The organism is Pseudomonas sp. PDM22 (assembly GCF_014851965.1).
GTDB lineage: Bacteria > Pseudomonadota > Gammaproteobacteria > Pseudomonadales > Pseudomonadaceae > Pseudomonas.
In genome coordinates, this window is sequence record NZ_JACVAR010000010.1 from 139314 (window position 1) to 152183 (window position 12870).

Sequence of the window (12870 nt, forward strand, 5' to 3'; positions counted from 1 at the left end):
CGCCATGTCCGGATTCGTCCACAGCGTCGGTGGCCAGACCTGGCGCTTCGACAGCCTGCGCGAGGTGATGGCCAAGGCCAGCCCGGCGCGCTCCGGCGACCGCCTCGCCGGGGTCGCCGCCGGCAGCGACGCCGAGCGCGTCGCCGCGCAGATGGCGCTGGCCGACATCCCGCTCAAGCACTTCCTCGACGAGGCGCTGATCCCCTACGAGAGCGACGAAGTCACCCGGCTGATCATCGACAGCCACGACCGCCAGGCCTTCGCGGCGGTCAGCCACCTCACGGTGGGCAGCCTGCGCGACTGGCTGCTCGGCGACGCCGCCGACGAAGCCAGCCTGCGCGCCCTTGCGCCCGGGCTGACACCGGAGATGGCAGCCGCGGTATCGAAGATCATGCGTGTGCAGGACCTAGTGCTGGTCGCGCAGAAAATCCGCGTAGTCACCCGCTTCCGTAACACCATGGGGCTGCGCGGGCGCATGTCCACGCGCCTGCAGCCCAACCACCCGACGGACGATCCGGCAGGCATCGCCGCCAGCGTGCTCGACGGCCTGCTCTACGGCAACGGCGACGCCATGCTCGGCATCAACCCGGCCACCGACAGCCTGCAGTCGATCTGCACCCTGCTGGAGATGCTCGACGCGATCATCCAGCGCTACGAGATTCCCACCCAGTCCTGCGTGCTGACCCACGTCACCAGCTCCATCGAGGCAATCAACCGGGGCGCGCCGCTGGACCTGGTGTTCCAGTCCATCGCCGGCACCGAGGCGGCCAACGCCAGCTTCGGCGTGAGCCTGGCGATCCTCAAGGAAGGCTACGAAGCAGGGCTGTCGCAGAAGCGCGGGACGCTCGGCGACAACCTCATGTACTTCGAGACCGGCCAGGGCAGCGCGCTGTCGGCCAATGCCCACCACGGCGTCGACCAGCAGACCTGCGAGACCCGCGCCTACGCGGTGGCGCGGCACTTCAAGCCGTTCCTGGTGAACACCGTGGTCGGCTTCATCGGCCCGGAATACCTGTACAACGGCAAGCAGATCATCCGCGCCGGCCTGGAAGACCACTTCTGCGCCAAGCTGCTCGGCGTGCCCATGGGTTGCGACATCTGCTACACCAACCACGCCGAAGCCGACCAGGACGACATGGACATGCTCCTGACCCTGCTGGGCGTGGCCGGCATCAACTTCATCATGGGCATCCCCGGCTCCGACGACGTGATGCTCAACTACCAGACCACCTCCTTCCATGACGCGCTGTACGCGCGCCAGACGCTGGGCCTGCGGCCGGCGCCGGAGTTCGAGGCGTGGCTTGCGCGCATGGAGATCCTCCGCCAGCAGGATGGCCGCGTGCAGATGGCCGGCCAGCTTCCCGGCGCCTTCCGCCACGCACTCGCGCAACTGTCCTGAGCGGAGGAGTTTTCGATGAGCGACAGCTTCACCCCCAACCCCTGGCAGGAACTGCGCCGCCTGACCTCCGCGCGCATCGCCCTGGGCCGCGCCGGCACCAGCCTGCCGACCGGCGCGCAACTGGACTTCCAGTTCGCCCACGCCCAGGCGCGCGACGCCGTGCACCTGCCCTTCGAGCGTGACGGCCTCGCCGCGCAACTGGCCGAGCGCGGCCGCGACACCTTGCTGCTGCATAGTGCCGCCGCCGACCGCGACACCTACCTGCAACGCCCTGACCTGGGCCGTCGGCTGAACGAGGAATCGGTGGAGATTCTGCGTCGCCACGCTGACCGTCACCCACAGGGTTATGACCTCGCCGTGGTGATCGCCGACGGTCTCTCGTCGCTCGCGGTGCAACGTCACAGCCTGCCCTTCCTAGAACGCATGGAAGAACAGGCGCGCAACGAAGGCTGGAGCCTGTCGCCGGTCGCGCTGGTGCAACAAGGCCGGGTCGCCGTGGCCGACGAAGTCGCCGAGTTGCTGCGGGCGAAGATGGTGGTGATCCTGATCGGCGAGCGCCCCGGCCTGTCCTCACCCGACAGCCTGGGCCTGTACTTCACCTGGGCGCCGAAGGTCGGCCTGAACGACGCCTACCGCAACTGCATCTCCAACGTGCGGCTGGAAGGCCTGAGCTACGGCCTCGCCACCCACCGCCTGCTCTACCTGATGCGCGAAGCCTGCCGCCGGCAGCTGTCGGGGGTGAACCTGAAGGACGAAGCAGAACTCCCGGCACTGGAGGGCGAAAGCGCCGGCAGGACTGGCAACTTTCTTATCGGTGGCTGAGTCATCGGCAAGCTGAGCCGGACAGCCCTGCATCGCCCGTAGCGTGAACGCGACCACATGCCGCGCAGCGGGCCGCCGTCTTTAAGAATCGTCTTAAATCACCCTCGCCAACCGTCGCGATAAAAACCACGCCATCAAGGTCCGTGCCCGGCGCACCACAGGAAGCGCCAGCGCACGGCGTTTCATGACGATGGCGAGACGATGGATTCACCCAACACTCAGTTGCACGCTCCGGCCAGCCCCCGGCGAGCTCAGCGTGGCTTCACCCTGATCGAAGCGATGGTGACCATCGCGATCCTGGCGATCCTGCTGGGCATCGCGGTGCCCTCCTTCGACCTGCTGATCAATCGCAACCGCGCGCAGAGCACCGGCAAGCAGTTGGTCGCGGTGCTGCAGTACGCCCGCGCCCAGGCGCAGATCGGCCAGCAGCCGGTGCGAGTGACTCCGCAGAGCAGCGCAGACTGGACCTCCGAACTGAGCATCGGTCGACTGCGCGGCGGCGATCTGGAGGGCCATCGGGAGATCGAGTTGCGCAGGACCCGGCTCGATGATTCCGGCGCGGTGCTCATCACCCAGGAGCCGGCGGGAGCACTGGAGTTCGACGGCAACGGCGTCGCCATGGGCAGCGCCAGCGGCAGCTTCCCGCGGGTCTTCACCCTGACCGCCGGCGGCTATTCGAGCAAGGTCTGCCTGCAGCGCGGCGGAGCGGTGGCTCCATGCGACTGACGCGCCGATCCCATGCGGCTCAGCGGGGCTTCTATCTGATCGAGGTCATGGTGGCGGTGATGCTTACCAGCGTCGCCCTGCTCGGCCTGCTGGCGCTGCAGAGCCGCAGCATCGCCTACAGCCACGACAGCCAGCAGCGGCAGAACGCCCTTCTGCTGGCCGCGGACCTTGCCCGCAGCATCCAGGCCAATCGCGAGGCGCTGGTCAGCAAGGGCAAGCTCAGTACCGACGCGGCCTACCTGGTCCCGGCCGGCAGCAGCTTTCCCAGCCTCGGCAGTGGCCAGAGCTGCGCTACCAGCGGCCTGGGCAAGGCGGACCGGGCCAGGCGCGAACTGGCCTGCTGGGTCGAACAGTTGCGCCTGAAGCTCAACACCGACGATGCGCTGTTGAGCGATGCCACCTTCATCTGCCCCAGCCGCGACGGCAAGGCCTGCGACGCCGGTTCGCGCCAGCCGCTGCTGCTGATCCAGCTGGCCTGGCACAGCCGCAACTGCCAGGCCGGCAGCCCGACCACCGCTGACGATGACGATGCGGCCTGCCTTTCCGGCAGCGATGCCGGCGGTGTCGAGCGCTACCGACTGAGTTTCCAGCCATGAGCCCGCAGCGCCAGACCGGCCTGTCCCTGATCGAGCTGATGGTCGCCATTGCGCTGGGCGTGATGGTGCTGCTGGGCGTGCTGCAGATCTACCTGTCGGGCAGTGATCACGCCGCCTTCAACCACGCGCAGCAGCAGAACCAGGCCAATGCCCGTTTCATCCTCGACCTGCTGCAGCGCGAGAGCGGGCATGCCGGCTACAGCGCCTGGGTGCGCCACGCCAGCGATGCCGACGAGCAGCAGTACGACTTCGTCATCGACCGCGAGGGGCCCTTCCCGGCGCTGACCGACACAGCCACCGGCTGCGTCCTCGGCGCCGGCAAGATCGCCAGCCTGGATGCCGGCGGCCGCGGCCTGTGCCTGCGCTACCAGCGCCCACAGCGCAGCGATGCGCAGGTACACCAGGACTGCACCGGCGCCTCGCTCTACAGCGATGACGACACGGGCAGTCCGCCGGTATTGGTCAGCCACCTGCGACTGGTCGACGGCGAGCTGCTGTGCAAGACCAACAACGCCTTGTCCGCCGGTGAGGTCGCCCTTGCCAGCGGCATCCACGACCTGATGTTCGCGGTCGGCTCAACCAACCAGCTCCGCGCCGGCCTGGTGGTCACCTCCACCCGCGCATTGCTGCCCGAAAACTGCACCTACCAGGACCCGCTGAACCCCGCGACGACGAAAAACACCGGCGCGCGCGGCCTGTGCAGCGCCTTCGCGCAGACGCTCTACCTGAGGAACCAGCCATGAACCGGCAACGCGGCCAGACCCTGCTGATCGCCCTGCTCATGCTGCTGGCGCTGAGCATCCTGGCCCTGGGCAACCTGCGCAGCGGCCTGCTGCTGGACAACAGCCTGGCCGAGACGAGGGACTACCAGGCGGCGCTGGGTGGCGCCGATTCGGCAATCAGCGAAGCACTGGCGCGGACCCGCTACAGCCCATCGATGGCCGTGGGCGAGGCCGACACCTGCATCAGCACCGCGCAGAACCAGCAACAGGTCCTGCTGTGCGACCGACTCTGGCTCGAACCGGAGAATGCCGCCAGCAGCGCACTGCTGCCACGGGCGCGCACCTACCGGGGCAACGACCTGGCCAACCCCGACCAACTGGCGGAACTGAGCAGCGCACCGCGCTGGTACGTCGCCGCGCAATGCGAGAGCCGTTCCTCCAGTGCCATGGCCGACTGCCTGGCGGGCAATGGCACCCTGCTGCTGCAGATGAACGCCCTTTCCACCGGCATCACCGACCAGGCCCTGGTCCGACTACAGGAGTACGCCCGTGTCCAGCGCTGACCAGCTCCACTCGTCGTCCCACCTCGCCGTACTGGCCGGCCTGGCGATTCTGCTCACCTGCACGGATGCGCAAGCCGCAGCCCCGAGCCAGGCGCCGCTGTTCCTGGTGGAAGGCGTCTCGCCCAACCTGATCGTTACCCTCGACGACTCCGGCAGCATGACCAGCGCCTACACCCCGGATGGCATGAGCTCCTACAGCATCGCCAACCGTTCCACCGCCTACAACCCGATGTACTACAACCCGGACATCACCTACGAGGCGCCGTGGAAGGTCACCTTCAGCGGCGGCCGGATCGTCAGCGAGCGCTACGTCACCAGCTTCGACAAGGCTTACTACGACGGCTTTCTCACCATCCAGACCGGCACCGTCGACCTGAACCGCAATACCGGCAATGGCTATGGCCAGAACGCAATCCAACCGGTCAACAGCACCGACAGCTACCAGCGCTACGCCCACTACTACCAGTTCAACGCGTCCTGCCCGCACGCGCGCAATGTCGCCACCAGCAGCCTCAGTGCCGTGCAGAACTGCGCGGCGGACTCGTCGTTCACCAGCGCCAGCGCCTGCACCCGCACCTGCTTCACCCCGCACTGGGTCAGCACGGCGGAAGAGAAGCAGAACTACGCCAACTGGTTTTCCTTCTACCGTACCCGCCAACTCGCCACGCGCACCGCCGCCAACCTGGCGCTGTTCGACCTGCCCGAGCACATCCGGGTGACCTGGCAGGCGCTGAACAGCTGCTACAACACCAACTTCAACCTGAACTCCACGGCCTGCGGCAACCAGACCCTCGCGGCCTTCGCCGGCCAGCACAAGGCCGACTTCTTCAACTTCACCAGCCGCCTCGCCGCCAGCGGCGGCACGCCCCTGGGGACGGCGCAGAACCGGGTCAACAGCTACCTGAGCAACACCACCGCCTATAACCCCTACGCCCGTGCGCCGGGCAGCCCCCGCGACGTGAAGACCGAGTACGCCTGCCGGCCTAGCTACCACCTGCTGATGACCGATGGCTTCGGCGACGGTTCCGGCGGCAGCAACGCCGACGGCACTTCGCGCACCCTGCCCGACGGCACCGCCTTCACGGCGACGGCGCCCTATCAGGACAAATGGTCGAACACCCTGGCCGACAACATCTTCCTCGGCTGGGCCACCGACGCCCGCAGCGACCTGGAAAACAAGGTTCCACCGCGCTTTCGCGACGGCAACGACTACTGGAACCCGAAGAACGACCCGGCCACCTGGCAGCACATCACCACCTACACCGTAGGCCTGGGGCTCGGCCCGACGCTGAAGTACCTGCAGTGGGACGGCGACACCTATTCCGGCTCCTATCGGCAACTGCTCGACGGCACCCGGAGCTGGCCCAACCCGAGCGCCAGCACCAGCCTCGACGGCATGACCGTCACCGCCAACGAAGGCAAGGTGGCCGCGCTCTGGCACGGCGCGCTGAACTCCCGCGGCGAATTCTTCAGCGCCGACTCCACCAGCGAACTGGTGAAGGCCTTCCAGGCCATCGTCAGCAGCATCTCCAGCAACCAGCTGGCGGTGGCTGCCGCCGGCGCCAGCTCCACCTCGCTGAGCACCGACACCCACCTCTATCGCGCCAGCTACCAACCCACCGACTGGAGCGGCGACATCCTGCAGTACCGCCTCGACGCCCAGGGCAATACCCAGGCGAACTCCGCGCTGTCGTTCCGCAACCAGCTCAACCAGCGCTCACCGGCCAGCCGCAGCATCTACACCAATACCGCACCCGACAGTGCCAAGGGTCACCTGCAGGCCTTCACCTGGGGCAACCTCGCGGCCCAGCAGCAACAGCTGCTCAACCGCACTCCGGGTACCCAGCGTGAGGACCACCTGGGAGAGAAACGCGTCGCCTGGCTACGCGGCGATCGCAGTGACGAAGGCGACACCTTCCGCGCCCGCAACCATCTGCTGGGCGACATCATCTACTCCTCGCCCGTGGTCGTCGGCCCGCCATCCGCGGTCACCTACTACCTGGAGAAAGCCTCCGGCGCGACCGGCTACGACGCCTTCCGGCAAGCCAATGCCACTCGCGAGAGTCGTCTCTACGTCGGCGCCAACGACGGCATGCTGCACGCTTTCGACGAGACCGGTCGGGAGCGCTGGGCCTTCATTCCCGCCGCCGTGTACGGACAGCTCAACTACCTCTCCGACACCCACTACGCCGCGCGCTCGGAAGAGGAAAACACCAACAGCCTGCACCGTTTCTATGTCGACGGCAGCGCGGTCACCCGTGATGTGCATTTCGATGGCAGCTGGCACACCGTGCTGGTCATGGCGCCCGGACGCGGCGGGCGCGGCCTGTTCGCCCTGGACATCACCAACGCCGACCAGCCCCGCCTGCTCTGGGAGTACGCAGGCAGCGCCAGCAGCGAGAACGGCAAGGACATCGAGTTCGGCTACGTGCTCGATCGGCCGGTGATCACCTTCTCCGACGGGGTTGCCTATGTGCTCAGCGGAAACGGCTACGACACCGCCAAGGGCTACTCACTGTCGATCCGCCTGGAGGATGGACGCATCAGCGCTGCCAGCCAGTCCGCCGCTGGCGACGGCGAGGTCGGCAGCACGGTCGCCTGGACCCGCGCCGACAGTCCCGGTGAACTCGCCCAGCGCTACTACGGCAGCCTGCAGGGCCAGCTCTACCGGCAGGCCGGCCTCGACGTCGCTTCCAGCGTGCTCGCCAGCATCCCCGGCAGCCGCGGCCAGCCGCTGAGCGCCGCCGGCGAAGTCACCCAGCATCCACGCGGCGGGCAGTTGGTGATCACCGGCACCGGCAAGTACTTCGAGGGGGGCGACAAGGAAGGCGCGGTCAGCCGCCAGTCCCTGTACAGCTTCTGGGACCAGACCGACTACCTCGCCCACGTCGACGGAGCCGGCGCGCCTGCCGCGCTGAACAAGCTTTCCGATCTGCAGGCCCAGACACTGACCCAGGAAACCGTCACCCACAGCGCCGGCACCAGCGAGGTCCGCCAACTGAGCAGCACCCCCGTGGCCTGGGACAGCAGTGGCAAGCGCGGCGTTGGAATCCGTGGCTGGTACTTTGACCTGGCTGATGGCGAGCGGGTCCTCGACCAGCCCTTCATGCTCGGCGACGTACTGTTCGTCACCGTCGGCCAACCCAACGCCGACCCGTGCAGCGCGGGCATCACCTACTGGCTGCTGGCAGTGAACCCGAACACCGGCGGTGCACTGGACTTCAACGTGTTCGACCTGGTGGGCGACGGCTCCTTCAGCGAGACCGCCAGCGGCATGCGCATCGACGGACCGGTGACCCGCATCGGCGACAGCCTCTACACCCCGGATGGAAACCGTCTCCCCGTGCAGCTGTTCAACCCGGTGAACCAGGGCCGCTTCAACTGGCGGATCATGAACTACAACCTGCCCGTGAGTTACCCATGAGAGCCCTGCCTTCGGCACCTGCGCCGCACATCGCGAAAGCTGGCGGATTCACTCTGGTCGAACTGATGGTGGTGGTTTCCATCCTGGCCCTGCTCGCCGGTATCGCCATTCCCAGCTACCGCCAGTTCATCCTGCGGGCCAACCGCAGCGAGGCGCAGACCCTCCTGCGCGATGCCGCGGCCCAGCAGGAACGCTACCTGGCGCAATACAGCAAGTACACCGACGATCCCGAGAAGCTGGCGTTCACTTACCCGCTGTCGGCGGACGGCAAGCGCTTTTCGACGCACCAGCTGTACGAACTGGCCGCTGAGCATCCCCAAGGCGACACGCGCCGCTATCGCCTGACTGCCCTGCGACGGGGCACTCAGGCGGGCGACTCGGACTGCGGCGACTTCACCCTGGACGAGCGAGGCACCCGCGGCGTGAGCGCAGGAAGCGTCGACAGTTGCTGGCGCTGATCAAACGCTCGCTTGGATTGCGCTTTCAACAAATTCTGGTGCAGCATCGGACCAACGGCTATCCACTGGCATAGCCCCTGCATTGCCCTGCCAGCCCACTCACCTCCCGCCGAGGCCCGCTTATGCGCATCGTGCAAGCCACGCTCGACCACCTCGATCTGCTCGCGCCGCTGTTCGTCAAATACCGCGAGTTCTACGGCATGCTCCCCTACCCCGAGTCCTCGCGAAAATTCCTCGAGAAGCGCCTGCGCCGCAAGGAATCGGTGATCTACCTGGCCCTGCCGGATGACGATGACAGCAAGCTGCTGGGCTTCTGCCAGCTCTACCCGAGCTATTCCTCGCTGTCGCTCAAGCGCGTGTGGATCCTCAACGACATCTACGTCGCCGAAGAGGCGCGCCGCCAGCTGGTCGCCGACCATCTGCTGCAGACCGCCCGGCAGATGGCCCGCGAAACCCAGGCCGTGCGCATGCGCGTGTCCACCAGCGTCAACAACGAAGTGGCGCAGAAGGTCTACGAGTCCATCGGTTTCCGCGAGGACAGCGAGTTCAAGAACTACATCCTGCCGATCAGCGACGATCTCAACTGAGACCCTGCTGCAAGGTGCGGAGCGGCCCGCTGGCATCGGCGGGCCCGGCGCATTAGAGTGCAATCAGCGGAATCACCGCGGCCTCCGCATGAAGGGATCCCATGCGCATTTCCCTGCTTGTTCTGCGCACCGCCTGTCTCTGTCTCGCCTTCCTGGGCGCCAACGCACAGGCGCAGACCCTGCGCGTCGCCACCCTGGAGTGGGCGCCCTACGTCGGTAGCGACCTGCCGGGCAACGGGCTGGCCAGCCGCATCCTGAACGAAGCCCTGGCGCTCAACGGCGACAAGGCAGAACTGGTCTTCCTGCCCTGGCAGCGGGCCCTGAACGAAACCCGCGAAGGCCGCTTCGACGCCCTGATGCCGGCCTACCTGTCGCCAGACCGCAGCCAGGACTTCTACACCTCGATGCCGCTGCTGGACTCCCAGCTCGGTTTCTTCCGCCGCCGCGACCGCGCCCTGCCGATCAACCCGCGCGACCTCGACACTCTGCGCCCGTACCGCATCGGCGTGGTGCGCGGCTACGTCAATCAGGAGCGCTTCGACGCCGCCGACTTCCTCAACAAGGACGTGGTGAGCAGCGACTGGCAGAACCTGGAAAAACTCCTGCGCGGGCGCATCGACCTGGCCGTGGTGGACCGCTATACCGGCTACCAGCTGCTGAGCCAGAACGCCCCGGCGCTGCGCGAGCAACTGGAGTTCGTCGACCCGCCGCTGGAGGTCAAGCCGCTCTACGTGCTGGTGCCGAAGAAGCGCGCCGAAGGCGAGGCCCTGGCTGCCAGCCTCGACCGCGGCCTGCGCACCCTGCGCCGCAGCGGTCGTCTTCAGCAACTGATCGCCGAAGCTCATCTGGAAAGCGCGATGAACACCCGCGAAGTTGCCGCGCATCCGCTGGCCGAGCAATTGCCAGCGACCAGCGATCAGCACGGGGCCACCCTGACTCCCCGGACGACGACGGACCTGCTGAGCTGGCAGGCGAGCCTGCTCTAGGGCCGTGCGCCGGGCATTTGTCACAAGGCATTGCCGCGTTCACAGCGACAGGATTTTCACGCAGAAGCTGTAATATCCTCCCGCGGACCGCCGTCGCAGGATTCGACGGAGCGCGCCCCCGGCAGCCCGGCCGCGCCTTATAATGGGCGGCCCGGCCGTTCACCTTGTTGTCATACAGGCTTCTCATGGAATTCAACCCGATCGACCTGATTCTCCACCTCGACACCTACCTGTCGCTGGCGGTAGCGAACTATGGCACCTGGATCTACGCCATCCTCTTCCTGGTGATCTTCTGCGAGACCGGCCTGGTGGTGACGCCCTTCCTGCCGGGCGACTCGCTGCTGTTCATCGCCGGCGCCATCTGCGCCACTGGCGGCATGGACCCGTGGATGCTCGGCAGCCTGCTGCTGATCGCGGCAATCAGCGGTGACAGCACCAACTACGTGATAGGTCGAACACTGGGCAAGCGCCTGTTCAGCAATCCGGACTCGAAGATCTTCCGCCGCGACTACCTGGACCAGACTCACGCCTTCTACGAGCGCCACGGCGGCAAGACCGTGACCCTGGCGCGCTTCCTGCCGATCGTGCGCACCTTCGCCCCCTTCGTTGCCGGTATGGCCTACATGCCCTATGCGCGCTTCCTGTTCTTCAGCGTCGCCGGCAGCGTCGCCTGGGTCGGCGGCCTGGTGGCCCTGGGCTTCTTCTTCGGCAACGTCCCGTTCATCAAGCAGAACCTGTCGGTGATGATCATCGGCATCATCGCCTTCTCGCTGGTGCCCATGCTGATCGGCTTCATCCGCCACAAACTGCGCCCCTCGGCCAAGGCCCAGCCCAACGAGCGCTGATCCGTCCATGTGGTCGTTCAGCGCCTGGCGCCGCCGGCGCTTCCTCGCCCGCCATCCGCTCGACGCGGCATTGTGGGCGCAGGTACGCCGGCACCTGCCGATCCTCGATGGCTTCAGCGAAGAGGAGTTGCGCCGGCTCGGCGAGAGGGCGCTGCTGTTCCTGCGCGACAAGCGCCTCACGCCACTGCCCGGCATCGAGCTGGATGACTACCGTCGCCTGCTGCTGGCCGTCCAGGCCGAGCTGCCGCTGCTGCACCTGCCGGACCTGAACTGGTACGGCGGCTTCCATGAGCTGGTCCTCTACCCCGACGACTTCGTCAGCCCGCAGAAGCACCGCGACCCGGCAGGCGTCATGCATGAGTTCGACGACGAGCGCGCCGGCGAAACCTCGCTGCAAGGCCCGGTGATCCTCGCCTGGCCCGGCGTGGAAAGCGGCGGTGGCTGGGATGCCTACAACCTGGTGATCCACGAACTGGCGCACAAGCTCGACATGCTCAACGGTGACGCCAACGGCCTGCCACCGCTGCACCGCGACATGCGCGTGGGCGATTGGGCCGCCGCCATGCAGGCCGCCTACGACGACATGAACCGCCAGCTCGACCACGACCCGCAGGCGCACACCGCCATCGACCCGTACGCGGCCGAGAACCCGGCGGAGTTCTTCGCCGTCACCAGCGAGTACTTCTTTACCGCGCCGGACCTCCTTCAGGCGGCCTATCCCAAAGTCTATGAACAGCTTTCGCTGTTCTACCGGCAAGATCCGCTCTCGCGCCTGCACACGCTTCAGGCCGAGCACCCCGAATATCAGGAAACTCAGGCGCACTAGGCGATGTCTGTGGCTTGGACACGGCAATCTGCCTATAATCCGCCGCACTTTTTCGGCCCGACCACTATCTGGAGTCGTCCATGAGCTACAGCAGCATCCCGGCTGGCAAAGACCTGCCGAACGACATTTACGTCGCCATCGAGATCCCGGCCAACCACGCGCCGATCAAGTACGAAATCGACAAGGACACCGACTGCCTGTTCGTCGACCGTTTCATGGCCACTCCGATGTTCTACCCGGCCAACTACGGTTTCATCCCGAACACCCTGGCTGACGACGGTGACCCCCTGGACGTGCTGGTCGTGACCCCGTACCCGGTCGCTCCGGGCTCCGTGATCCGCGCCCGTCCGGTTGGCGTGCTGAACATGAGTGACGAAGCCGGCGGCGACGCCAAGCTGATCGCCGTGCCGCACGACAAGCTGACCGTCCTGTACCAGGACGTGAAGGAATACACCGACCTGCCGGCCCTGCTGCTGGAGCAGATCAAGCACTTCTTCGAGAACTACAAGGATCTCGAGAAGGGCAAATGGGTGAAGGTCGAAGGCTGGGGCGACGCTGCCCAGGCTCACGACTACATCAACAAGGCCGTCGCCGCCTTCCAGGCCAAGTGAGGGTCGCGCGGGTTGCCCGCGCCGTGAAGAGCCCCGCCCAGGCGGGGCTTTTTCATGACCGGGATTAGGCTTTTCGTCCCGACTTTGCTACCATCTGCGCCCCCGCACGCAGCTCGCTGCGCTGCCACAGAATCAAGGCGGTCCGCCCTACCAGAAGTGAGGTTGGACCACCCCCTGAAAGCCGGCCACAAGCCGGCTTTTTTAATGCCTGCGATTTGCCACCGCGCAGCCCGCGGACGCCCTGCCAGACCGCTCGCCGGCCAATGTGCCGCTGTAACGGGTCAGGCATAAGATCGGACTATCCC

General features: G+C 66.6%; 13 protein-coding genes. All 13 read left to right on the plus strand.

Annotated elements, in window-relative coordinates; translation table 11 throughout:
• The first annotated feature begins 4 nt into the window (after positions 1-4).
• Positions 5-1399, plus strand: a complete 1395-nt coding sequence (locus IB255_RS28050) for an ethanolamine ammonia-lyase subunit EutB (RefSeq protein ID WP_192211151.1) — start codon at positions 5-7, stop codon at positions 1397-1399.
• Positions 1400-1414: 15 nt separating this feature from the next.
• The gene (eutC, locus tag IB255_RS28055) at positions 1415-2221 is read left to right on the plus strand and encodes an ethanolamine ammonia-lyase subunit EutC (protein ID WP_192211152.1); all 807 of its coding nucleotides are present in this window, start codon (positions 1415-1417) and stop codon (positions 2219-2221) included.
• 201 nt (positions 2222-2422) lie between these two features.
• Complete coding sequence (locus IB255_RS28060) at positions 2423-2947, plus strand: GspH/FimT family pseudopilin (RefSeq protein WP_192211153.1); 525 nt, start codon at positions 2423-2425, stop codon at positions 2945-2947.
• Positions 2938-3543, plus strand: a complete 606-nt coding sequence (pilV, locus tag IB255_RS28065) for a type IV pilus modification protein PilV (protein WP_081517250.1) — start codon at positions 2938-2940, stop codon at positions 3541-3543. Before IB255_RS28060 ends, pilV begins: the two co-directional genes overlap by 10 nt.
• Positions 3540-4286 carry a PilW family protein gene (locus IB255_RS28070; RefSeq protein WP_192211154.1) on the plus strand — a complete coding sequence of 249 codons (747 nt, stop codon included), beginning with the start codon at positions 3540-3542 and terminating at the stop codon, positions 4284-4286. The genes pilV and IB255_RS28070 overlap by 4 nt, the downstream gene beginning before the upstream one ends.
• Positions 4283-4828 (plus strand): hypothetical protein, encoded by a 546-nt coding sequence (locus IB255_RS28075; protein WP_151189357.1) that lies wholly within the window; start codon positions 4283-4285, stop codon positions 4826-4828. Before IB255_RS28070 ends, IB255_RS28075 begins: the two co-directional genes overlap by 4 nt.
• A complete protein-coding gene (locus IB255_RS31080) occupies positions 4815-8252 on the plus strand; it encodes a pilus assembly protein (RefSeq protein ID WP_192211155.1) in 3438 nt (1145 codons plus the stop codon). Before IB255_RS28075 ends, IB255_RS31080 begins: the two co-directional genes overlap by 14 nt.
• Positions 8249-8710: a type IV pilin protein gene (locus tag IB255_RS28085; RefSeq protein ID WP_192211156.1), complete on the plus strand. Its 462-nt coding sequence runs from the start codon at positions 8249-8251 to the stop codon at positions 8708-8710. Before IB255_RS31080 ends, IB255_RS28085 begins: the two co-directional genes overlap by 4 nt.
• A 122-nt stretch (positions 8711-8832) precedes the next feature.
• A complete protein-coding gene (locus IB255_RS28090) occupies positions 8833-9297 on the plus strand; it encodes a GNAT family N-acetyltransferase (protein ID WP_081517245.1) in 465 nt (154 codons plus the stop codon).
• A gap of 101 nt (positions 9298-9398) precedes the next feature.
• Positions 9399-10283 carry a substrate-binding periplasmic protein gene (locus IB255_RS28095; RefSeq protein ID WP_081517244.1) on the plus strand — a complete coding sequence of 295 codons (885 nt, stop codon included), beginning with the start codon at positions 9399-9401 and terminating at the stop codon, positions 10281-10283.
• 185 nt (positions 10284-10468) lie between these two features.
• Entirely contained in the window at positions 10469-11128 is a 660-nt protein-coding gene (locus IB255_RS28100; RefSeq protein WP_192211157.1) for a DedA family protein, read from the plus strand.
• Positions 11129-11135: 7 nt separating this feature from the next.
• Positions 11136-11954, plus strand: coding sequence for a zinc-dependent peptidase (locus IB255_RS28105; protein ID WP_192211158.1), 819 nt, complete (start codon positions 11136-11138; stop codon positions 11952-11954).
• 80 nt (positions 11955-12034) lie between these two features.
• Positions 12035-12565 (plus strand): inorganic diphosphatase, encoded by a 531-nt coding sequence (gene ppa / locus IB255_RS28110; protein WP_192211159.1) that lies wholly within the window; start codon positions 12035-12037, stop codon positions 12563-12565.
• The last annotated feature ends 305 nt before the right edge of the window (positions 12566-12870 follow it).